Source organism: Erwinia mallotivora, assembly GCF_000590885.1.
GTDB lineage: Bacteria > Pseudomonadota > Gammaproteobacteria > Enterobacterales > Enterobacteriaceae > Erwinia > Erwinia mallotivora.
Genome location: NZ_JFHN01000042.1, coordinates 86342 through 108756, shown reverse-complemented (window position 1 = coordinate 108756; position 22415 = coordinate 86342). Strand labels below are relative to the sequence as shown.

Genomic DNA, 22415 nt, shown 5'->3' with positions numbered 1-22415 from the left:
TGTATGATGGCCGGTATTAAACCAGAGCAACTAAAAGGATTTGGTATGCTTAAGACACAAAATGCTCCGCTGCTCCCGACCATACGCTGGCCGGTACCAAAAAATAACCGGGGTGGAGAGTTCAGTAACCTCCGCGAAATTCTGGCACATCTTGAGGGTGAAGCCGCCGGGCACTGGCTTATTGGCCGCCACGGCATGTGGCACGGAGGCATCCACATCAGTGATGCCACCACCCCTGGTGTGCGCTCAGCGGTCAGGCGATGAATGAGGCTCTGGATTTTCCGCTGCCATTTCCGGGAGAGCAGCCCGTGCGGTGTATGGTGGACGGTGAGGTGGTGGCGTACCGGATTAACCGGGATTACCTCAGCGTGCCGTGGTACGGGGGGGATTTGTGCTACTCCGGGTCTTTTGTGCTTATTCGCCACCGTATTCAGCCAGGGAAAACGACAGAGGGCGCGCTGACCTTTTACACACTGTACATGCACCTCGCGCCGTGGCTGGCCTACCCGGGGCAGGACAGTACGGCGTTTAAGGTGGCGGACGGCCGGCATCTGAATGCGTATGTCGACATGTCCCGGCAGTGGATGGCGACGGTGCTGCCATCCGGCACGCGGGTGACATGGGACAAAGCGGACAGCGCCGGCATGATGACCGGAAGCAACGGGCGACAGTATGCGTACGTCACGCTGGCGGAGCCGGTTTCGGGCAGAATGAGCCTGAAAACCGGGGACCGGGTGTGGACGCTGTGCGACAGCGGCAATCTTCTTCCGGCCCGCGACAGCGCCACCCGTCCGGCGTGGTGGTCGCCATTCCTGCCGCCGTCACGTGAAGCCGTGCAGTTTGATACGGTGGTATGCCCCACCCCCTGCCCCATTAACGCCGGAGACCCGGTGGGCCATCTGGGGTATTTTCAGGTTCCCACTGAGGACGGGCATGAAAAACGCTATCAGGTGCATATCGAATGCCTGACCACGGATGACCTGCCGCGCTTCCTGAGCAATCCGGAAGGCACGGGGCGTGACACGCCCGCCTTTGCCCGCTGTCCGAAGGGCATTCCGGTGTACCTGAAAGACAGTGACGGAAAGGTATACCCGGGCCTGATAACCACGCAGACCGAAAGGTGATGGCGCTGTCCGGGCAGGCTGTGACGGACCAGGAAGGGAAACGCTACTGGCCGGGCGGGACATCGCACGGGCTGCTGGCAGAGTCGGATATGCAGTTGCTGTCGCAATATGACCTCACCGGTCGGGGTTTTGAAACGACGACAGACAGCCCGGCGAGCTTTGACCATCTCGATGGAAAGAAGCAGCCGAAAGGGCTGGTGAAGACAATTTTTGAGCGGTTTTTCAGCGTGGCGGATAACGACGGGAAGCCCTGGAGCAAGGCGGTGGCGTTCAACTACCGACAGCTGCTGAACAAAATTGACGACGTAAAATCTACCGGCTACTACCCGGAACAGTACCGGCGGGCGGTACAGAACCCGTCAATGCGCGATTACCTGTACCGTCTGTGCGTGAAACATCCCTGTGAGTGGTACTACTCATCGGAAGATCCGATCTGGAAGTCTTTCTTATCACCCACGATGAAGAAGGAATCGCCGGAATGGTACGCCTGGAGCGTGAAGATTCTGACGGACACGCGCTGGATGCATCTTGTGCCTTACATGGAAGAAAATCAGTGGCATATGCACCCGCTGGTGTTTCCTGACGCACTCAGGGCGAAGAAAAAACAGGGATGGGCACACAGCCCGTTTGCTGAGCTGCTGGGGAGCGTTGAGTCCAAAAATGACTACACAGCCTACAACCGAACCTGGCCGCATCCCAAACCTACACATTCTCAGGCGTATCACAATACGAACCTGACTTCGATGACTCTGAGTCAGGTTATGGCAGCCCAAAAGACACACGATATGTTTGCTACAGGTCGATTCCAGATTATCCCGGACACTCTAAAACTGGCTGTCAGCTCGCTTAAGCTGGATGTCAATGATTTATATGATAATGCGATGCAGGACCGAATATTTGAAGAATATCTGATTAAAGTTAAGCGAAAGCCAATTATTAATTACCTGGAGGGGAATGGCAGCGTTGAAGATGCCGCTTATGCGTGGGCGCTGGAATTTGCGTCAGCAGGCGTACAGAAAGCCAGGGAGATTAGCCGCGATCCCAACGAATATGAGAGAGATGCTGACGGACATATCAAAATTGATGCTAATTACAAGAAAATTCATAAACGGCGTTGGGCGAAGGAAGACGGCGTATCTTACTACTCAGGCGATGGATTGAACAAAGCTCATATTATGCCTGATGAAATGATTAAAAAACTGGAGGAGTCCAAAAATGCAGACAGGTAAATTTAGAATTCTTCTGCTCGTTTTTTCGGTTTTTGTGGTTAAAAACATTGAAGCTGGCTCTCCACAGTTTTCGGATTTTAAAGTAGAAAAAAGCACCGGCCCATTTACTCAAGTACTTTCTCTGACGAAAAAGCAAAAGGCATTCACAGATAAATGGCAACGTATAATGCAACATGAGCTTTCTAAGGCTGTGAATTTCTCAGGGCATTATCGATTGTATCTGTCATGGAATGGTGAATTACCTGGAGAGTGTGGTGATGACAGATGGGTTTGTGGCTGGATTTTAGATAAAAAAACTGGTGAAGTCGTATCTACTCTCCCTGAGTTTAATGGCAATACGGCCTACTTTTCGTACAACGATAATGGCACACCTCGCCCGGATGAATTTTCCCCTATATTCTACCCTGATAGCTCTATGTTATGGATCGCCGGCTCTAATCTGCCAGCCAGAGGGAGTGGTAATAATGAATGCGCTATCATTATCTATAACTTCAAGGGAAACCAGTTTACACCATTAGTTCATGCCGAATGTGAAGTAGACAGAGGCGACGATTCGAACTCTCATAACTAAAGTGTGATGAACATTTTTCCGCACTATCAGAAAGAATTGATGAAATAAAAGGATCTTATTAAGGTCCTTTTATCAATGCATAATAAATTGATTTGCAATCACCCCCCATTTTTTTCGTCTGCTTAAATTTTACTATCTGGTCTTTAGCGGCTCGCAGGTCTGTGTGTTATGTATCGAAAAGATGTCAGTCTCTTCCAGCCCGGGACGTCCGGGGCTTTCCTCAGCCAGGGTGGTCACTGGCTGAGCTGACGGCTCATCAGCAATTCACACAGAGCACAGTTCTGCTGGCGAAATTCATTTTTGAGCGCCCTGTGGAGCCCTGAATTCTGCGGCAAAGAGGTTTTCCCAGTTAGCGAAGGAACCAAGAGGAATACATTCAAAAGTCAGCAAACCCGCCTTTGCCAGTGGAAACTCGCCCATCACGCTGACAGCCTGATCAAGGTTGTCACACTCAAGAAAAATCGCCGCGCCTGCCGGTAATAAATATCCCGCATGATGCCGGATTTATACAGCGCCCAGGCGTGCAGCACTTCAGAAAGCAGATGAGGGGAATATTTTTCCGGCGTCGCGCCGGAAGCGGGAATATCCAGACATAAAATGCGCATTCAGTCTCCTGAACTCAGTCGCTAAAGGAAAGAGACAGGAATTATAAGTTAACGATTTCAGTAAGATTAGGTCACCACTGGCTTAAGAAGTTTTAGCCTGTATCTAATAATCCCGCAGACAACAGGCGATATAATCCGGGCTGATTCGCCGCCTGTTAACTGGTCAGCCACCCCGCGGTTTGCAACACGCCAGAAAGACCATGGCACCCCGCCAGCAGGCGGGCAGCCACATTAATAAGCCCGCCTGATAACAGGCCTGCTTAACCGCTGGCGCTGGCGGGTAAATCCCAGGTTTCTTCCGCCACCAGCGCATCATGGGCGTCGCGCATCCGGCGACGGAAATCACTGGGACTCACCCCCACCCGCTTGCGAAACACCCTGGAAAAGTAGAGCTGATCGTCATAGCCCACCAGTCGGCCAATGGTGGCAATGGGTTCCTGGGTGGTCTGTAACAGCAGCCTGGCGCGGATCACCCGCTGATCCTCACGCCAGCGCAGCAGATTCACGCCCATCTGCTCACGAAACAGATGCGCCAGCCGCGACGGCGACAGACAGACGTGACTGGCTACTTCATCGATCTTTAATTCGCCCGCCAGGTGGCTGGTGACATACTGGCAGGCCTCGATCACCCTTGGATCCCGTACCTGCTGGCGGCTGCGCGGATCTTCCTCTACCGCCCGCAGCAGCAACCTTTCCAGCAGGTTCATCGCCAGCTCCTCGGCAAAACGGCGTCCGGAGGTGTGCGTCTGCTCAATGCTGGCAAACAGCCGCTCGAACTCGCCCCGCAGCCGTTCCGGCAGTCTTAAACGGCCAACCCCCCGGGTCTCATCCTGCCACACCAGCCAGTCGCTCCAGTAGGCGCGCGGACGAAAATAGATCCAGCGATGATGCCAGCAGTCACTCTGCGCGGCGCGGCCATAATAATGCGGCGTTTTTGGCTGGAACAGCAGCAGGTCACCCGGCTCACAGTCAAAAGCATCCTCACCGCTGAATACCTGCCCCCGGCCCCGGATGGTCAGGTTGATAATGTAGCCCTTCATGCCTTGTGGCCGGTCGATAAAAAAGTCGAGCGTGTCCCCGGCATTAATCGGCGTCAACCCGGCCACCAGCCAGGCGTTAAAAGGGTAACCGGGCAACAACGGATTGGACTGCGCCGCAGGCGCTGAACGATGATACATAACGTTACCTCAGGCTGATTTGGCTTTCTGTTTGTATCGGTCAAAAATAACGGCAGCTAACAATATCAGGCCACGCACCACATACTGGGAGAACGGTGAAATATTCAACAGGTTCATCGCGTTCTCTACCGTGCCAAGGATCAACACCCCGGCGACCACGTAGGAAATTTTACCGATGCCCCTTTCAGCGATACGCCGCCCAGTACGCAGGCCGAAATAACGATCAGCTCATAGCCAAGCGAGGTCATCGGCTGGCCGCTGGTCATCCTGGAGGCAAGGATAATACCCGCCGCCGCCGATACCAGTCCGGAAAGGATAAAGATGATAATACGGGTGCGCACCACCGGCACCCCGGCCAGCCTGGCCGCTTCTTCATTACCCCCGATTGCCAGCGTGTTGCGACCAAAGGTGGTTCTGTTCAGCAGGAAGCCAAAAATCACCATGGTGCCGATGGTCAGCCAGACCGGTGCCGGTACGCCAAGCCAGTTGGCATAGCCCAGCGCAAAAAAACGCTCATCTTCAATCCCCACCGCCTTGCCGTCGGAGAAGATATAGGCCAGCCCACGCACAATCTGCATGGTGGCGAGCGTGGTGATCAGCGCGTTGATTTTCAGCTTCGCGATGACAAAACCGTTAATAAAGCCGCAGACCACCCCCAGCAGTAAACCGGCAACCACACCGATCCACAGGCTTTCACTCAGGTTGATAACCACAGCGGTGGTCACCCCGGCGCAGGCAATCACCGAGGCGACCGACAGATCAAAATCGCCGGAGGCCAGGCAGAACAGCATTCCGCAGGCCACCATACCGGACATCGACATGGCCAGCCCCAGGCCTTTCATATTGATCAGGGTGGCAAAATTCGGCACAAACAGGCTACAGCCGATAAACAGTACGGCGAACACCACCAGCATACCGAAATTATCCCAGATACGGCTCAGATTAACGCGCGCAGAGGGGGTTGCTGACGGTGCAGAAGACGTGGTGGAAGATGACATAAAAAATCTCCTGTGATTCAGGCCACAGCGGCAGTTTGTTGGGTGGTTACAGGCATGGCGAGGCTCAGGGTCAGGGTTTCGGTGGCTTCCTCATGGCTCAGCTCACCGGCAATTTCCCCTTCACGCATCACCACAATGCGGTCGGCCAGCCCCATCACTTCAGGCAGGTCACTGGAAGCAAACAGCACCGCAATGCCCTTTTCCGCCAGCGCATAAATGACGTTGTAGATTTCATGTTTCGCCCCGACGTCGATTCCCCTGGTGGGCTCGTCGAGCAGAACCACCTTCATCTCTTCCGACAGCCAGCGGCCGAGGATCGCCTTCTGCTGATTGCCGCCGGAAAGGTTCATAATCGCCTGGTCGGCAGACGGGGTTTTGATGTTCAGCGCACGGATGTGTCTGGCCGCATTTTCACTCTCCCACTGATTGTTGATCAGACAGCCGGCGGTCAGGTTATTGCGCCGGGCGCTGATATTGATATTGTCGCGCACCGAATGCACCGGAATGATGCCATCCGCTTTGCGATCTTCCGGGCAGAGCAGGATCCCGGCACGAATAGCGTGCGCCGGTTCGCGAATCGTCAGCTTCTCGCCATCCAGCCAGAGTTCGCCGCCGGTAAGCCGGGTCGCGCCAAACAGCCCTTTCATCAGCTCGCTGCGCCCCGCGCCTACCAACCCAAACAGACCCACAATTTCCCCGGCGCGCACGCTGAGCGAAACCGGCATCCGCACGCCCTTCGCCTGTACCCGATCCAGTTTCAGCCGCACCTCTCCGGTCTGACGCGGCGCATAGCCATAGATATCGCCAATTTCCCGGCCCACCATCGCCTGCACCAGCTGATCATGGCTGGTATTCGCCACATCACTGAAGGTGCGCACATAGCGCCCGTCTTTAAACACGGTGATGGCATCGCTCAGCGCAAAAATTTCTTCCATCCGGTGTGAGACGTACAGCACCACTCTTCCCAAATCGCGCAGTTTGCGGATCACCCGGAACAGGTGCTCAATTTCACGCGCGGAGAGTGAGCTGGTCGGCTCGTCAAAGGCGATCACTTTGGCATTACGCGCCAGCGCCTTGGCAATCTCCACCATCTGCCACTGTCCCAGCGACAGCGCTTTCAGCGGCGTGTCCGGATCGATATCCATACCCAGATTCGCCAGCTGCTGACCGGCTTCATAGCGCAACAGCCTGCGGTTAACCAGTCCGGCCCGCTGTGGCAGTTGCCCCAGATAAATATTCTCGGCCACCGACATCTCCGGCACCAGGTGCAGCTCCTGATAGATAATCGCCACCCCGGCGTCCAGCGCATCGGTGGTATGACCGAAGCTGACAGGCTCGCCTTTCAGACGGATTTCACCGCTGTCAGGCCGGTAGCTGCCGCTGAGGATCTTCAGCAGCGTCGATTTTCCGGCACCGTTTTCACCCATCAGCGCGTGAACCTGTCCGGCCTCACAGGTAAAACTGATATCCTGCAAAGCTTTCACACCGGGAAAGGTTTTGCCGATACCGTGAAAACTCAGATAAGGGGGTTGTGTGCTCATCACTCCTCCTGCAAAGGTGACGGGCCGCCTTAAAGACGACCCTTCCGCTGCTACATCAGGCCTTTTTTAGCCAGTTCGGTTTTGAAGTTTTCGCGGGTGATCAGCACCACATCCGTCACTTCAGTAAATTTCGCCGGTTCAGCCCCTTTGGTTACCCAGTTGTAGAGCATCTGGATACTCTTGTAGCCATGCACGTCGGGGCTGGGCAGCAGTGAACCGTAGAAGCCGGTGGCCTGGCCTTTTGACAGTTCGCTCACCGCATCCACCCCGTTAATGCCAATGCCGATGACATCCGGTGCTTTAAAACCCTGACCTTCCGTAGCGCGAACGCCACCCAGCACGGTGTTGTCATTCATGCCGACAATCAGCCAGTGTTTCACCTGCGGGTGCTGCACCAGCAATGAGTTACCGGCATCAAAGGCACCGGGAATATCATTGGATTTGGTCGGCACTTTATAGATTTGCGCCGCCGGGAAACCCGCTGCTTTCAGCGCATCCATCGAGCCGGAGGTACGACGACGTGCGGTGTCCAGCTCATCGGCAGTGATCGCCATCACCCCGGTGTCCTTCGCATCCCAGCCGCGCTTCTGCATCTCTTTGTACAGCTCCTGCCCCTGACGCTCACCGATTTTGGTCGCCGCCATCATCACCAGCGGTACGGTATCCATCGGTTTGCCCTTCGCGGTGACAAACTGGTCGTCAACCGCAATCACCTTCAGGTCATAGCTGCGGGCTTTTGCCACGATGGCAGAGCCAAGTTTCGGGTCGGGCGTACAGATTACAAAGCCTTTCGCGCCGCTGGCCGCCAGACTGTCGATAGCATTAAGGGTTTTTTCACCGTCCGGGACGGCGATTTTGATCACTTCAAAGCCCATCTCTTTTCCGGCCTTGTCAGCGAATCGCCATTCGGTCTGGAACCAGGGTTCTTCCGGTTGTTTAACCAGAAAACCCAACTTCATGGTGTCGGCGATAGCTGAATGTGACATAAGGGTGGCGAGGCCAATCGCGGCCAGCGCGTGAGTAATTTTGTGCATGAGGCTCTCCGGCTCAGTACCCGCTTTTTGCGGTGTGATGTAAACGGTAACATTGGCGATGCTGAGAACTTAAACAACTGTAATTCCGCTATTTCCGCACCTGAACAGTGCCACAGATGCCGGAATGCATTAGTTTTAACGGTAAGCCGGCAGCGAAAGGGAGAGCGCTATCACACCCTGAGATTCCAGCTGAATTATCCATGCATTCAGCCATATTAACCTCCTGTTAACATTTGAAGCCCATCACAAAAGCGGTGCAAATGACAGAAAAATGCATATTTGCAGCGTCCCCTTCCTAACGCCTGTTGCTGACAATTCTTAGGGTAATGAGACATCAGACACTGAGCGGCTGGAGAAAACATCATGCAGAGGGAAGCCATTACCATCGGGCTGGATTTTGGCAGTGATTCGGTACGTGCGCTGGCGGTGGAGTGTGCCAGCGGTCAGGAGCTGTACAGTTGCGTGGTGGCTTACCCGCGCTGGCAGCAGGGCCTGTACTGCCAGAGCCGACGCAATCAGTTTCGCCATCATCCCCAGGACTATATTGACGCGCTGGAACGGGCCATATGTGACGTTGTCACGAAAATGTCGCCCGCGCAGCGCCAGAATGTGGTGGGTATTGGCGTTGATTCCACCGGTTCCACCCCGGCCCCCATCGACCGCGACGGTAACGTTCTGGCGCTGCGTCCTGAATTTGCTGACAACCCCAATGCCATGTTCGTGCTGTGGAAAGATCACACCGCAATTAAAGAAGCGGAGGAGATCACTGCTCTCTGTCACAGCGGCCAGTTTGAAGACTATTCGCGTTTTATCGGCGGCATTTATTCATCTGAATGGTTCTGGGCCAAGATCCTGCACGTCAGCCGGGAAGACGCCGCGGTGCGCGCGGCCGCCGTCTCCTGGGTCGAACTGTGCGACTGGGTGCCGGCGCTGCTGAGTGGCACCACCGCCCCGTCAGAGATTCGCCGGGGGCGCTGTGCCGCCGGACATAAATCCTTATGGCACCCGGACTGGCAGGGGCTGCCGCCGAAAGCATTTCTCGACGCGCTGGACCCGCTGCTTACCCGCCATCTCGACGTGCCGTTGTTTACGGAAACCTGGACCGCTGACGTCCCGGTTGGCAGGCTGACCGCTGAATGGGCGGCGCGCCTGGGGCTGCATCAGAACGTGACCCTTTCCGGCGGTGCCTTTGACTGCCATATGGGGGCCGTTGGCGCAGGAGCCGGGCCATATACCCTGGTCAAAGTCATTGGCACCTCCACCTGCGACATTCTGATTGCCGATCCGCAACGCATTGCGGGCCGGGCCATTGAAGGGATCTGCGGACAGGTAGACGGCAGCGTCACCCCCGGCATGATCGGACTGGAAGCCGGCCAGTCAGCGTTTGGCGATATGTATGCCTGGTTCAGTCGCCTGCTGAGCTGGCCGCTGGTGCAGGCGGCAGAGCGACATCCTCAGCTGGCGGCGGAACTGGCGGAGATCCAGCACAGTCTGCTCAACGATCTGACCCGCAGCTGGGCCGCCGATCCGCAGCTGGAAAATCTGCCGGTGGTGCTCGACTGGTTCAACGGTCGCCGCACGCCGTTTGCCAATCAGCGTTTGCAGGGGGTGATCAGCGACGTGAATCTTGGCACCGATGCCCCGGCGCTGTTCGGCGGTTTTATCGCGGCGACCGCGTTTGGCGCACGGGCGATTATGGAGTGCTTTGAACGGCAGTCTGTTCCGGTGGAAAGCCTGCTGACGCTGGGCGGTATTGCGCGTAAATCACCGGCAATTATGCAGGTGTGTTGCGATGTGATGAACCGGCCGCTGGATATCGTCGCCTCCGATGAATGCTGTGCACTGGGAGCAGCGATTTTTGCCGCCGTTGCCGCCGGAGTCTATGCCGATGTGCCTGCCGCACAGCAAAACATGGCCAGCCCTGTTGCCACCACCCTTCAGCCAGATGCGACGCGTGTCGCCAGCTGGCAGCAACTCTATCAGCGTTACCTTCAATGGTGTGAAGCGTCGGAACCTCTGTTCGCCGCCACCCCGTCAACAATTTAAGGAGAATCTATGGCTCAGCATAACGTCTGGTTTGTGATTGGCACGCAGCATCTGTATGGCCAGCAGACGCTGCAACAGGTGGAACACCATGCGCAACAGGTGGTTGACGGCCTTAACCGCGAAGGCAACCTGCCCTTCACCCTGCTTCTTAAGCCGCTGGTAAAAAGCCCGGATGAGGCGCTGGCCCTGTGTCGGGATGCCAACCATGCACAGGATTGTCTGGGGCTTGTCACCTGGCTGCACACCTTTTCACCCGCGAAGATGTGGATTGGTGGCCTGTCGATTCTGCATAAGCCGCTGTTGCAGTTCCATACCCAGTTCAACGCGGAGATCCCGTGGGACAGCATGGATATGGACTTTATGAACCTGAACCAGACGGCACACGGCGGGCGTGAGTTTGGCTTTATCGGTGCGCGGATGCGACAGGCGCACAGTGTGATAACCGGTCACTGGCAGGATAAAAACGCTCAGGCCCGACTGGCGAAATGGATGCGGGCGGCGGCGGCGAAACAGGCCAGTCAGACGCTGAAGGTGGCGCGTTTTGGCGACAACATGCGCGACGTGGCGGTGACGGAAGGCGATAAAGTGTCTGCGCAGATCCAGTTTGGTTACGCGGTAAACGGCTGGGGCGTGGGCGATCTGGTTGAGGTCATTAACGGTATCAGCGACGGCGACGTCATCGCGCTGGTCGATGAATATGAAACGCTGTATGACTTTACCGCCGCCGCCGCGGTCAACGGCGAGAAGCGGCAGAACGTGCTGGATGCGGCGCGGATCGAGCTGGGTCTGAAGCGCTTTTTGCAGGATGAAGGCTGCATGGCGTTCACCACTAATTTCCAGACGCTGCATGGCATGACGCAGTTGCCCGGTCTGGCAGTGCAGCGCCTGATGGCCCAGGGCTATGGCTTTGCCGGAGAAGGCGACTGGAAAACCGCCGCGCTGCTACGCATTTTTAAGGTGATGGCAACCGGTCTGCCGGGGGGCACCTCATTTATGGAGGATTACACCTATCATTTCGCGCCCGGTAATGAGCTGGTGCTGGGGTCGCATATGCTGGAGGTCTGCCCTTCCATTGCGTTGCAGGCCCGCCCGCTGATTGACGTGCAGTATCTGGGCATTGGTGGCAAGGCCGATCCGGCCAGGCTGATCTTCTCCACGCCTGCCGGACGTGCGGTCAATGCCAGCGTGATTGATATGGGCGACCGTTTCCGCCTGCTGGTCAATGTGGTGGACGCTATCGAGCAGCCGCAGGCGCTGCCGAAGCTGCCAGTCGCACGCGCCCTGTGGAAAGCGCAGCCTTCACTGGCGACCGCATCAGAAAGCTGGATACTGGGCGGCGGCGCACACCACACGGTGTTCAGCCAGGCACTGACCGTGGACGATATGCGCCAGTATGGCGAGATGCATGGCATTGAAGTGCTGGTGATCGACGAAGAAACCACGCTGCACGGCTTTAAGGATGCGCTGCGCTGGAACGAGGCGTATTACCGGCTGAATCAGCGTTAAGCCGCCGTGCCGCGGATCCTGACCGCTCAGGGGTATTGACGCAATGGCGTTATCTTTAAGGGCATCCTGCGGGATGCCCAGCATCATGTACAGAAAAGGTGCGCCTGGTTCCGGGATGGTGACATGCGTTGTACTGAAGAGATGAATGTGCAGGTAAGGAAGAATGGTTGCAGACTTCCCTTCGTCCATTGCAATCGACTCAGCTGCTGCCGTCATACTCTTTAAAAGGTCAGTCATCTTAGTCACCCGGACTTCACTACCCATCTTCTTTTTCCGACAAGACTATTCCAGGATTCAGCCCTCCTCACAGAGTGCAGGGAAACTCAGTGGCATCACGCCAGGAAACTGAGTTGTTCCAGTGTGGCTTCGAGAGAGGCCATTTCTTTTCCGATAAGCGTTTGCAGCGGGAATGGCAGACAGGGGGATTGCACAGCGCCCTGGATCTCCGCGATACTGGCAATAACCCGCAAACTGCCATGACGGCGGAAGAAGGCCCACAGTGGCTCGAGTGCCAGATCCAATTGTCGGGTTGCAGTGGTATCTCCGCGCAACGCAGCATGAGACAGCTTCATCGCATAATGGGGAAACAGCCCGCCCAACACCGAGTACCAGATATCACATCCAGCCAGCAAGCCAGCCGCCGATTGCATATCTCCACTGATCCCCAGCGTCACACCCCGGGCCATCTTACTTTTCAGATGCTCAACACGTTGAATGGCCCGATCCGGATCGGCAGGAAAATTCCCGAGTTTGACAGAACCTACCTTATTCAGATGAGACAGGGCGATGAGTAGATCATCACTGAAATCAAATCCGGTGGTTGCAGGATTATCGTAGATGCAAAGTGGAACCGATAATTCGGCTGTCACCCTTTCATATAAAAGGAAGACTTCTGCATCACTCAGTCGTTGATAAGATACTGGGGCGAGCAATACCCCATTGACACCGGCCTGCTGTGCGTCTTCCGCTAATCTCATGACATCCCCGGCACGAACTGCGCCAATACTGGTTATCACCGGGATACCCGCCGCCGCACTGACGGCAAGTTTGGTTGCAGAGAAACGTTGTTCGTGGGTCAGATAGGCATAGCTGCCCGTAGACCCCAGAGCACCAATGGAATCAACGCCTGCATCAGCCAAATTTTCAATCAGAGAAGTAAATCTGCTCTCATCGATCTCACCGTTAACCAGGGGTGTCAGTGGGAAAGCGCTCAGACCAGTAAACATAATGATTCCTTTTGCAAAAGAAGCCAGGTCTGCCAGCGGTGACCTGGCAGAAGAGTTATCGGGCAAATTTACGAGAGCCCATGACGCACAGGATGACACCAAGCGTAACGAACACCATAAGGGGACTGACGGCCTCATGCAGCAGTGTGGCTGACAGGCCCAGCCCGAAGAAAGGCTGAAGGAGTTGTAGCTGCCCGACAGCCGCAATCCCGCCAGTTGCCAGTCCCTTGTACCAGAAAATAAAGCCAATCAGCATACTGAACAGGGAGACATAACCCAGTGCAATCCATGCAGATATTCCTGTCCCGGCAAATGTGGCAGGCATTGTTGTCAATGACGCTATCAGCATGAAAGGCAGGGAGAGGATCAGCGACCAGCTGATGACCTGCCATCCCCCCAGCACGCGGGTTAATTTTGCGCCTTCGGCATAACCCAGGCCACCGGCCAGTACCGCTGCGAGCATGAGAAGATCACCGGTTGGCGAGACGCCTGCACTTTGTGACAAAGCAAACCCCATCACCAGCAGGCTACCAGACACAGAAAAAATCCAGAAGGCCATTCCCGGACGTTCACCACCGCGCATGACACCAAAAATTGCAGTGGCCAGCGGAAGCAGTCCCAGAAAAACGATAGAGTGCGCAGAAGTCACGTGCTGTAGCGCCATAGCCGTCAGCAAAGGGAAACCAATAATAACGCCCAGAGAGACGATGATAAGTGACACGATCTGCGAGGCCTGGGGACGTTTTTGCCGAAAGCAACAAATCAGAATAACAGCCAGCACCCCGGCAATCGACGCTCTCAGGAATGTCAGGAAAAAAGGATCCAAATCCATAACGGCAACACGCGTAGCTGGCAGCGAACCACTAAAAATTAAGACCCCCATAAGACCGTTGAGCCACCCGGAAACTGAACCTGGATCTGTTTTATCTGTCACTGTCTTAGTCACGTTGGCCCCACTTTTTGTTTATTGCCCGCAGGCTTGACGCTGGTAAGGCGGATGGTACGCTCAGTCATTCAATACAATCAAATTATTGTCATGGATACATTTGATGAAAGCACGCTATAAATCCATCGTGGATATCTTAGCTAACAGGATCCGAAACGGGGATATTCCTTCCGGTACGCGTTTACCGACACACAGAGCACTTTCAGCGCAGGAACATATCTCTCTGGCCACCGCAACACGGGTTTACAGCGAGCTGGAAGCTATGGGGCTGGTCAGTGGAGAAACGGGCAGAGGAACATTTGTCAGGGAAATATCTTTGCCCAACGGCCACGGGATTGACCAGCATGCTGTCGCCACGGATGTGCTTGACCTGAATTTCAACTATCCGTCGTTACCTGGTCAGGGGGAACTACTCCGTGATGCCCTTCGGCAGGTCGCGATCTCCGGGGATACGGAGTCCCATCTCCGTTACCAACCCCATGCAGGCAGAATGACAGAGCGGGAGATTATCGCTGGTCATATCACAGGCCCAGGATTTCAACCTGAAGCTGAAAACGTGGTTATTGTGAATGGCGCACAACACGGACTTACTATCACAGTGATGGGCATGCTGCGCCCGGGGGATGTAGTAGCCGTTGATGCACTGACCTATCCGGGTTTTAAAGTGCTGGCAGAGTTATATCATCTGGAGCTGATTGCCATACCTGCTTTAACCGATGGCCCGGATTTATCGGTGCTGGAAGAGTTGTGCCAGAAAAGACATGTCAGAGCTGTCTATACCATGCCTACATTGCACAACCCCCTTGGCTGGGTGCTCAGCCACAATCAGCGAAAGAAAATGGCCGAAATTGCCAGAGCCTGTGATCTTCTCGTTATTGAAGACACCGCTTACAGCTATCTGATCCGCAGACCACCGCCGCCAGTTGCGTTTTATGCACCTGAACGTACCTTTTATATCACTGGATTCTCAAAGAACGTGGCGACAGGCTTGAGGGTGGGAGCTGTTGTCTGCCCTGAATCGTACCGGCCTGCACTGGAGAGGGCTGTGAGGGCAACCACCTGGAATACACCCTCTGTAATGACGACACTGGTATGTAATTGGATACAGGATGGTACGGTCTCCCGTTTTGAATCCCTGAAGAGGCGAGATGCACGCCAGCGACAGGCCGTATTAAGATCCTCGCTTGGAAATATTCCCTGTATTGCGCATCCGGGCTCATATTTCGCGTGGTTACCTTTACCGGATGAAGCAAGAGCGGACCGCGTCGCAAGGGATTTGATGAACTGCAATATTTCCGTTTCAACAGCCGAACCCTTTAGCACGTCACTGGTCGTTCCACAGGCTCTCAGGATTGCTCTTGGGTCTGTCACCATTGAGAGCTTACAAAAAGCGTTGCTTAAAGTCCGGGAAGCGGTGGAGTACGAACAGTATCGTTAACCAGTTATTCATTTATTGACGCTATATTGCTCAAAGAAGCCGCTTATTCCTGCTGAAGAAACAGGCCTGGCGTGGGACATTTTCCGTATTCCAGGCGGCGCCAAAAAAACCACAGCTGGGCCTTGATGCTAAAAGCAAAAACGCCGTCAGCGACAAGGTTCAGGACAGATACACCCTTTATCACCCGGGTAGCCGTTTTACCGGCGCATTCTGTTGCCGGTCCCAGAGCACGCTGAGCAGCCGTTGCAGGGCGATAAAGGCAAACAGCAGCACCCCGACGGCAATCCGCGTCCACCAGGAACTCAGCGTACCGTCGAAGTTGATCCAGGTCTGGATCAGCCCCTGAATCAGCACGCCAAACAGCGTACCCAGCACGGTTCCCACCCCGCCTGACAGCAGCGTGCCGCCAATCACCACCGAGGCAATGGCGTCCAGTTCCACCCCCATGCCCGCCAGCGCATAGCCCGATGAGGTGTAAACAGAAAAGACAATTCCGGCCAGCGTCGCCAGCGCCGATGACAGCATATAGACCCGCACCGTGGTGCTGCGCGTGGAGATCCCCATCAGCTGCGCCGAGGTGGCATTGCCCCCGATGGCATAGACTTGATTACCAAAGCGGCTGCGGTGAGCCAGCACCATGCCGAGCAACACCACCAGCAGCATCACCAGCGCCAGCAGACTCAGTCTGCCGCCCCCCGGAATGGTCCACGCCAGCGAAGAGAGCGTGGCGTACAACGGATGATCGATGGGCAGGGAACTCTCCGCCACCAGATAGCTGCATCCGCGCAGGAAAAACATCCCGGCGAGGGTGATAATAAAGGCCGGGATCTTCAGCGCATCAATCAGCCAGCCCATCAGCGCACCAAAAATTGAGCCGATGGTCATCACCAGCGTAAATGCCAGCCACGGATTAAGGTGATAATCACCAATCATCCGCGCCAGCACCACGCCGGTGAAGGCCACCGTTGCACCCACCGAAAGGTCGATGCCACCGGAAAGAATAACGAAGGTCATCCCCACCGCGATAATGCCCAGAAAAGCATTATCCGTCAGGATATTCGCCATCACTCTACTGGAGGCGAAGCCGTGATACTGGCTGAGGCAGAACAGGTAACCCATCACAAACACCAGCAGCGTGATAAACAATGGCAGATGCCGTTTAATCATTTCTCCGCCCTCTTTTAAATATGGCGATAAAACGCGGTGACTGAATTAACAGCACCACCAGCACCACCACGGCTTTAATCACCTGATTCAGCTCCGGCGGAAATCCCGACAGCAGAATCCCGGTATTCATCGACTGAATGATCAGCGCACCCGTCAGCGACAGCAGCAGGTTAAAACGTCCGCCCAGCAGCGATGCTCCGCCGATGACCACCGCGAGGATCGCATCCAGCTCCAGCCAGAGCCCGGCGTTATTGGCATCCGCCCCGCGAATATCCGCCGCGACAATCAGTCCGGCTACCGCAGCACAGAGGCCGCTCAGCAGATAACAGCTCATCACCACCAGCCAGCTGGTCACCCCGGCATTGCGGGCAGCCCGCAGATTAATCCCCACTGCCTCAATAAACATCCCCAGCGCGGTTTTACGGGTCAGTAACCAGACCAGCAGCGCCATCACCAGGGTCAGCCACACCGGCACCGGCAGCAGCCACAGCGTGCCACTGCCCAGCCAGGCCAGCGACTCACTGTCGAAGGTGACAATCTGGCCCTGAGTGATCAGCTGCGCAATACCGCGCCCGGCGACCATCAGGATCAGCGTGGCGACAAACGGCTGAATCTTCAGTAACGCCACCAGTACGCCATTCCACAGGCCGCAGAGCAGCCCGGTCGCCAGCGTCGCGCTGATAATAAACGCCAGGCTGTGGCCGGAAACGGTCAGCGTCGCCGCCGTGGCCCCGGCGATGGCCATCACTGCGCCGACCGACAGATCGATGCCGCCGGTGGCGATTACCAGCGTCATGCCAACAGCCAGCAGGGCTACCGGTGCAGCCCGGTTAACAATATCAATCGGGCTGCCGAACAGCCGACCGTCCTGCAGGTGAATGGCAAAAAAATGGTCTGCCACCAGACTGTCGACCAACAGCACCAGCAGCAGGGCCGCCAGCTGCGGCAGTCCGGCAGGTAGCTTACGCCCGGGGCGCGGCGCTTTGACGGATACTTCCTGGGATTCAGGCATCACTCCCCCCTCCTTCGGCTATTGCATTGACAATGGCGGCTACCGATAACTGCTCCAGTGGGATCTCCGCCACCTGCTGGCGGTCACGCAGGATCAGTACCCGGTCGGCATAGCCCACCAGTTCTTCCAGCTCTGATGAGATCACCAGCAGCGCCAGTCCGTCGGCACAAAGCGATTCAATCAGGCGGATAATTTCCGCGTGTGCGCCCACATCAATCCCGCGGGTTGGCTCATCCAGTATTAAAAACTGCGGTCGGGTTACCAGCCAGCGGGAGAGCAACACCTTCTGTTGATTACCGCCGGAAAGCAGCTCCACCGGCTGCTCAGCATCCGGCGTGCGGATAGCCAGCCGTTTGATAAAACGTTCAGCAATCTGTTGCTGTTCGCGTCGGCGGATCGGACGTAACCAGCCGCGCTGTGCCTGGAGGGCAAGAATGATGTTTTCCCGCACCGACGCCGCGCCAATGATGCCATCGGTTTTGCGATCTTCCGGACAAAAGCCCATGCCCAGCCGGGAAGCCTGCGCCGGTGAGCGAACAGTCTGTTTTTTTCCCCTGATAAAAGCGCTGCCGCTGTCGGCGGGTTTAATGCCAAACAACAGCTCGGCGGTTTCGGTCCGCCCGGACCCCAGCAGGCCCGCCAGCCCGACCGCTTCGCCGGGGCGCACGCTCAGGCTGAAGGGTTCGATGGTGCCTTTTTTGCCGTAATCTTTGAATTCCACCACCGGCTCATTGCGCCTGAGGGTGCGCCCTGCCCGCTGTAACGCCCCCGCCAGCAGCTCGCGTCCCAGCATCAGTTTAATAAGCTCCAGCTGCGGTAACTCAGCGGTGGGTCGCGTGGCGATAAACTGGCCGTTGCGCAGCACGGTAATCCGATCGCAGACGGCGTAAACCTGATCGAGAAAGTGTGTGACGAAAATCAGCCCCATTCCTTTTGCTTTCAGCTGCTTCATCAGTGTAAACAGCAACGCCACTTCGCCCGCATCCAGGCTGGCGGTGGGCTCATCCAGGATCAACACCTGCGCCGAAAGATCCACTGCCCGGCAGATAGCGATAATCTGCTGCATGGCGACCGAATAGTGTCCCAGCGGACGGGTGACATCCAGCTCAAATCCATAGCTTCTTAACAGCGTTTGCGCGTTTTTTATCAGCGTCCGGCGATCAATCAGTCCCAGCCGTCGGGGTTCACGTCCGATATAAAGATTATCGGCCACCGACATATTGGGCAGCAGGTTAACTTCCTGATAAACCGTGCCAATCCCCGCCTGCTGGGCCTGCGCGGTGCTCTGCGCATTGACCGCCTGACCGGCCAGCATCACCGTGCCGCTGTCACGGCGATAAACCCCGGTCAGCACTTTAATCAGCGTGGACTTCCCGGCACCGTTCTCACCCAGCAGAGCCATAATTTCACCGCGATGCAGATCAAATGAGACGTTGTCCAACGCCCTGACGCCGGGAAACGCTTTACTGACGCCGCTGATGGTTAACAGCGGCGCTCGGGATAAACTGTCATTTCGCATAGCCACCAGACCTCAGTGAGGATAAAAAAAGCCGCCGGGCGGGCCCGACGGCGTGTGGCTCAATACCCCATGTCTTTTTTCTTGTTCAACTGGGACTGAGCATCGGCGGGGAGCCAGAGTCGCGATTCGGTTTTGATGATTTTGGCCGGCAGCGTGCCGTCTTTTTTAAACTTCTCCAGCGCATCGAATGCCGGTCCGGCCATATCCGGCGTCAGTTCGACGTTGGCATTGGCCTCGCCGGCCAGCATGGCTTTATAAATATCCGGCACGCCATCAATGGAGCCGGTCAGAATATCTTTCCCCGGCTTCAGGCCCGCTTCCTTAATTGCCTGGATAGCGCCAATCGCCATATCGTCGTTGTGCGCAAACACCATGCAGATATTTTTGCCGTTGTTCTCCGCCTTGATAAAGCTCTCCATCACCTCTTTACCTTTACTACGGGTAAAATCGCCCGACTGGGAGCGGATGATTTTAATGCCCGGTGCAGCAGCGATGGCTTCCGCAAACCCTTTTTTGCGGTCGATTGCCACGCTGGCACCCACCGTTCCCTGAAGCTCGACCACATTACAGGGCTTACCGGCACGCTCTTTTACCAGCCAGTCACCAATCAGTTTGCCTTCATAGACGTTATCTGCGGTCACCACCGCCATATAGAGTGATTTGTCTTTTACCACAATGGCCCGGTCAAGCAGGAAAACCGGGATTTTTGCCTCTTTCGCTTCCTGAAGAACCGGCTCCCAGCCGGTCTGCACCACCGGGGCGATAAAAATGGCATCCACGCCCTGAGCAATGAACGAGCGGACAGCTTTGATCTGATTCTCCTGCTTTTGCTGACCATCGGCGATTTTCAGCGTGATGCCACGCTTTGCGGCTTCACTTCTGGCGACGCTGGTTTCAGCCGCACGCCAGCCCGACTCCGAGCCAACCTGCGAAAAACCAACCGTAAGGGATTCTGCCAGCGCGCTGGTCGACAGACCTGCGCTGACGAGGGTAGTTAACAGTAAACGCTTCCACATGGGCAGTTTTCCTCTGATGGGATTCAGTTCTGTAGGGTTAAACGCCTGACAAGTCTGGCCTGGTGGAGAAAAAACATTTTGGACATCGCTCACAGATCCTGATGTTAAGAAACGCCAGGGCCGTAACAGTAATACTGTTGGATCAAGGACATATGGATAAAACAGGCGATCCGCTGGCAAAAAATGTTAATTAACTGTAATGAAGATAAGTATTTATGACGATTGGCGATGAAAGCGATTACAGCACCACGTAAATTTCTGCCATTGCGGCAAATCACGCTTTCCGGCCAGGCTGTTTATCCATTCTGTGAGCTGAAGCACACCGTGGTCAGTGAGCGAATGCAAGACACAGAGCGTATGGAAGACGAAAAAAATTGCAAAGAATCACGCCCGAGTCTGAATTTAGTGCCTTGTTATTATTTATCCCTATGAAAATAAACGCAGTGCACCCTATACTCAGGCTCTCTTAATTCTGCCTGCACCTTTTATGATGACTGTATACGATTATTTGCTTAAGTTTCGCAAAGTGAGTTCGCTGGAAACGCTGGAAAAGCTGTTCGATCATCTTAATTATTCGCTGACCGACACCACAGAAATTGTCAATATGTACCGTGCCGCCGACCACCGCCGCGCCGAACTGACCTCAGGTGGTCGTCTGTTCGATCCGGGTCAGGTGCCAAAGTCGGTCTGGCGTTATGTGAAGTAATTTCCGTATAATTCTGCCGCGCTCCTGCATGACCGTCTGCACCATCAACGGTCAGATTCAACTTTTGAAAAGGATATATCGTGGCAGAAACCAAACCGCGCATCGCCGGACTGTTACTGGTTCCCCTCGCCTGGCTGCTGATGACATTACTGACCAGCGCGCTGGTGATGGCAATGTATCTGAGCGCTCTGGCCAACCCGGAACTGCGCAGTGCCCTGTTTAACAATACCCATGCCTTTACCCTACAGTGGGGCATTTCTCTGCTGACTTCAGCACTGGTCTGGTGCTACAGCCTGTGGGTAACGTGGATTTTTTGTAAGCGTTCGCGGCGGTTACCAAAGCAGTACATTGTCTGGCTTCTGGTCACCGTACTGCTGGCGATTAAAACCTTTGCTTTTTCGCCGGTCAGCGATGCCGCAGCGATTCGCACCCTGCTGATAGCCCTGCTGGCCGCCGCGGTGCTGGTGCCTTACTTCACACGGTCGCAACGGGTTAAAAACACCTTTATCGAACCCTGAAGCGACGATTCTCACAGCCGACATCCGTGTCTGAGTATTCACTCCCAGACACGGCCACAGCTTCGCGGATGTTTTCCTTCTCAGAACTGATATTGCAGACCGGATGTTACCGCAAAGGTCTTGTTGGCGATGCCGGCTGAATCATCGCCGAGAGCGTAATTTTCACCTGTTGTCCTGTCGGTGACAGAAGTACTGGCGCTGGCCTTCTCATAGCGACTGTAATTTAATTCCAGATAAACCTTTGCCGCAGGGGTAATGTAATAACCTGCCCCTGCCGTGGCTGAATAGTAATTTGAGTTATTGCCTCTCTCCTGATAACTCAGCGCCCGCTGATAATGCTCGTCATTATCTTTTGCTCTCACCCAGGGACTGAATTTAAATGCCGCCGTCAGTTCAATATCGCCATAGCGCGTCAGCCCGACAAGACCTAAATAAGGGAGGCTGAACTGCTGTTTATACCCTATTCCACGAGAGCCACGCTGAAATTCACCGATATCCTGACCATTATCGTAATTATAACTGCCACCAAAAGCCGTCCAGCTGAAACGGGTTTGCTGATAACCCAACATGACGCCAAGCTGGTATGTCGGTTCATTTAACAGCCAGCCTTTGACATTCAGATCGAATTCGTTGGCATGATTTAACCGCGTATTCGGATGTGTTGACCAGTCAGACCAGTGCGACTGGCCCGGCGTCTGCCAGTCATAGTCATCCATTGCCGACCCGCTGGAGGCCACCGTTGCCCAGCCTCTGGCATTGAGCGTCAGCCACTGAAGCGCATCCCAGGAGAGATCGCCTTTAATGATGGCGGTATTTTTAATTTTCCATTTCAGTTCGCTCTGTTTATTTCCATCATCACCGTAAACATATTCTCCTGACTCGCCACTCAGCCAGCCCAGCCCGGCGCTTGCTTTAATTTTTCCGAATGTATTGTTATTATCAGCCTGTACGCTACAGGATAAAAATAACGTAACGGCGGTTAAAGCGGCATTCGTTTTCATCAATCTCTGCTCCTGTCGTGATATTTAGTTTTTT

At 55.2% G+C, this 22415-nt stretch carries 18 protein-coding genes and 3 pseudogenes; 9 read left to right on the top strand and 12 right to left on the bottom strand.

Features of this window, described 5'->3' with window-relative positions:
- The 4 genes and pseudogenes from BG55_RS21415 to BG55_RS08070 form a co-directional block, all read left to right on the top strand.
- Nucleotides 1-264 (top strand): annotated as a pseudogene (locus BG55_RS21415) (hypothetical protein); the annotation flags it as partial.
- Nucleotides 261-1124, top strand: a complete 864-nt coding sequence (locus tag BG55_RS21410) for a hypothetical protein (protein ID WP_052018737.1) — start codon at nt 261-263, stop codon at nt 1122-1124. The pseudogene BG55_RS21415 and the gene BG55_RS21410, both read left to right, overlap by 4 nt.
- On the top strand, nt 1124-2353 hold the full coding sequence (locus BG55_RS21405) for a hypothetical protein (RefSeq protein WP_052018747.1): 1230 nt from the start codon (nt 1124-1126) through the stop codon (nt 2351-2353). Before BG55_RS21410 ends, BG55_RS21405 begins: the two co-directional genes overlap by 1 nt.
- Nucleotides 2340-2924, top strand: a complete 585-nt coding sequence (locus BG55_RS08070) for a hypothetical protein (protein WP_034936300.1) — start codon at nt 2340-2342, stop codon at nt 2922-2924. Before BG55_RS21405 ends, BG55_RS08070 begins: the two co-directional genes overlap by 14 nt.
- 294 nt (nt 2925-3218) lie before the next feature.
- Here the strand turns inward: BG55_RS08070 and BG55_RS08065 are convergent.
- From BG55_RS08065 to BG55_RS08045, 5 genes and pseudogenes are all read right to left on the bottom strand, one after another.
- Nucleotides 3219-3529 (bottom strand): annotated as a pseudogene (locus BG55_RS08065) (superoxide dismutase).
- Nucleotides 3530-3789: 260 nt separating this feature from the next.
- Nucleotides 3790-4707, bottom strand: a complete 918-nt coding sequence (araC, locus tag BG55_RS08060; protein WP_034936298.1) for an arabinose operon transcriptional regulator AraC — start codon at nt 4705-4707, stop codon at nt 3790-3792.
- A gap of 9 nt (nt 4708-4716) precedes the next feature.
- Nucleotides 4717-5705 (bottom strand): annotated as a pseudogene (gene araH / locus BG55_RS08055) (L-arabinose ABC transporter permease AraH).
- Nucleotides 5706-5722: 17 nt separating this feature from the next.
- The gene (gene araG, locus BG55_RS08050) at nt 5723-7246 is read right to left on the bottom strand and encodes an L-arabinose ABC transporter ATP-binding protein AraG (protein WP_034936296.1); all 1524 of its coding nucleotides are present in this window, start codon (nt 7244-7246) and stop codon (nt 5723-5725) included.
- A 50-nt stretch (nt 7247-7296) separates the two neighbouring features.
- Entirely contained in the window at nt 7297-8280 is a 984-nt protein-coding gene (locus tag BG55_RS08045) for an arabinose ABC transporter substrate-binding protein (RefSeq protein ID WP_034936294.1), read from the bottom strand.
- A gap of 363 nt (nt 8281-8643) precedes the next feature.
- Between BG55_RS08045 and BG55_RS08040 the strand changes: the two genes are divergently transcribed.
- The gene (locus BG55_RS08040; RefSeq protein WP_034936290.1) at nt 8644-10326 is read left to right on the top strand and encodes a ribulokinase; all 1683 of its coding nucleotides are present in this window, start codon (nt 8644-8646) and stop codon (nt 10324-10326) included.
- Between the two features lie 9 nt (nt 10327-10335).
- Entirely contained in the window at nt 10336-11832 is a 1497-nt protein-coding gene (gene araA / locus BG55_RS08035; protein WP_034936287.1) for an L-arabinose isomerase, read from the top strand.
- A gap of 332 nt (nt 11833-12164) precedes the next feature.
- On the opposite strand, the gene BG55_RS08030 is transcribed toward araA, so the two are convergent.
- Nucleotides 12165-13058: a dihydrodipicolinate synthase family protein gene (locus BG55_RS08030; RefSeq protein ID WP_034936284.1), complete on the bottom strand. Its 894-nt coding sequence runs from the start codon at nt 13056-13058 to the stop codon at nt 12165-12167.
- Between the two features lie 55 nt (nt 13059-13113).
- Entirely contained in the window at nt 13114-14004 is an 891-nt protein-coding gene (locus BG55_RS08025) for a DMT family transporter (protein WP_034936281.1), read from the bottom strand.
- 103 nt (nt 14005-14107) lie between these two features.
- On the opposite strand from BG55_RS08025, the gene BG55_RS08020 reads away from it, so the two are divergent.
- Nucleotides 14108-15442 carry an aminotransferase-like domain-containing protein gene (locus tag BG55_RS08020; RefSeq protein ID WP_034936278.1) on the top strand — a complete coding sequence of 445 codons (1335 nt, stop codon included), beginning with the start codon at nt 14108-14110 and terminating at the stop codon, nt 15440-15442.
- 180 nt (nt 15443-15622) lie between these two features.
- On the opposite strand, the gene yjfF is transcribed toward BG55_RS08020, so the two are convergent.
- The 4 genes from yjfF to ytfQ are packed head-to-tail and all read right to left on the bottom strand — an operon-like array spanning nt 15623 to nt 20156.
- Nucleotides 15623-16609, bottom strand: coding sequence for a galactofuranose ABC transporter, permease protein YjfF (gene yjfF / locus BG55_RS08015; protein WP_034936275.1), 987 nt, complete (start codon nt 16607-16609; stop codon nt 15623-15625).
- Nucleotides 16602-17624 carry a galactofuranose ABC transporter, ATP-binding protein YtfT gene (gene ytfT, locus BG55_RS08010; protein WP_420889611.1) on the bottom strand — a complete coding sequence of 341 codons (1023 nt, stop codon included), beginning with the start codon at nt 17622-17624 and terminating at the stop codon, nt 16602-16604. The genes yjfF and ytfT overlap by 8 nt, the downstream gene beginning before the upstream one ends.
- A complete protein-coding gene (locus BG55_RS08005) occupies nt 17614-19140 on the bottom strand; it encodes a sugar ABC transporter ATP-binding protein (RefSeq protein WP_034936270.1) in 1527 nt (508 codons plus the stop codon). The genes ytfT and BG55_RS08005 overlap by 11 nt, the downstream gene beginning before the upstream one ends.
- A 59-nt stretch (nt 19141-19199) precedes the next feature.
- Nucleotides 19200-20156: a galactofuranose ABC transporter, galactofuranose-binding protein YtfQ gene (gene ytfQ / locus BG55_RS08000; protein WP_034936269.1), complete on the bottom strand. Its 957-nt coding sequence runs from the start codon at nt 20154-20156 to the stop codon at nt 19200-19202.
- Between the two features lie 490 nt (nt 20157-20646).
- Here ytfQ and ydgT point away from each other — a divergent pair, with 490 nt between their 5' ends.
- Complete coding sequence (gene ydgT / locus BG55_RS07995) at nt 20647-20862, top strand: transcription modulator YdgT (protein ID WP_034936324.1); 216 nt, start codon at nt 20647-20649, stop codon at nt 20860-20862.
- Between the two features lie 80 nt (nt 20863-20942).
- The gene (locus BG55_RS07990; RefSeq protein WP_379888426.1) at nt 20943-21380 is read left to right on the top strand and encodes a DUF2569 domain-containing protein; all 438 of its coding nucleotides are present in this window, start codon (nt 20943-20945) and stop codon (nt 21378-21380) included.
- An 80-nt stretch (nt 21381-21460) separates the two neighbouring features.
- Here BG55_RS07990 and BG55_RS07985 read toward each other — a convergent pair whose 3' ends face one another.
- Nucleotides 21461-22381, bottom strand: a complete 921-nt coding sequence (locus BG55_RS07985; RefSeq protein ID WP_052018746.1) for an omptin family outer membrane protease — start codon at nt 22379-22381, stop codon at nt 21461-21463.
- Nucleotides 22382-22415: the final 34 nt, after the last annotated feature.

Bases quoted from the DNA above. Each gene is read 5' to 3' on its own strand.
- BG55_RS21410 (WP_052018737.1), top strand. From the start codon at position 261: ATGAATGAGGCTCTGGATTTTCCGCTGCCATTTCCGGGAGAGCAGCCC.
- BG55_RS21405 (WP_052018747.1), top strand. From the start codon at position 1,124: ATGGCGCTGTCCGGGCAGGCTGTGACGGACCAGGAAGGGAAACGCTAC.
- BG55_RS08070 (WP_034936300.1), top strand. From the start codon at position 2,340: ATGCAGACAGGTAAATTTAGAATTCTTCTGCTCGTTTTTTCGGTTTTT.
- araC (WP_034936298.1), bottom strand. From the start codon at position 4,707: ATGTATCATCGTTCAGCGCCTGCGGCGCAGTCCAATCCGTTGTTGCCC.
- araG (WP_034936296.1), bottom strand. From the start codon at position 7,246: ATGAGCACACAACCCCCTTATCTGAGTTTTCACGGTATCGGCAAAACC.
- BG55_RS08045 (WP_034936294.1), bottom strand. From the start codon at position 8,280: ATGCACAAAATTACTCACGCGCTGGCCGCGATTGGCCTCGCCACCCTT.
- BG55_RS08040 (WP_034936290.1), top strand. From the start codon at position 8,644: ATGCAGAGGGAAGCCATTACCATCGGGCTGGATTTTGGCAGTGATTCG.
- araA (WP_034936287.1), top strand. From the start codon at position 10,336: ATGGCTCAGCATAACGTCTGGTTTGTGATTGGCACGCAGCATCTGTAT.
- BG55_RS08030 (WP_034936284.1), bottom strand. From the start codon at position 13,058: ATGTTTACTGGTCTGAGCGCTTTCCCACTGACACCCCTGGTTAACGGT.
- BG55_RS08020 (WP_034936278.1), top strand. From the start codon at position 14,108: ATGAAAGCACGCTATAAATCCATCGTGGATATCTTAGCTAACAGGATC.
- yjfF (WP_034936275.1), bottom strand. From the start codon at position 16,609: ATGATTAAACGGCATCTGCCATTGTTTATCACGCTGCTGGTGTTTGTG.
- BG55_RS08005 (WP_034936270.1), bottom strand. From the start codon at position 19,140: ATGCGAAATGACAGTTTATCCCGAGCGCCGCTGTTAACCATCAGCGGC.
- ytfQ (WP_034936269.1), bottom strand. From the start codon at position 20,156: ATGTGGAAGCGTTTACTGTTAACTACCCTCGTCAGCGCAGGTCTGTCG.
- ydgT (WP_034936324.1), top strand. From the start codon at position 20,647: ATGACTGTATACGATTATTTGCTTAAGTTTCGCAAAGTGAGTTCGCTG.
- BG55_RS07985 (WP_052018746.1), bottom strand. From the start codon at position 22,381: ATGAAAACGAATGCCGCTTTAACCGCCGTTACGTTATTTTTATCCTGT.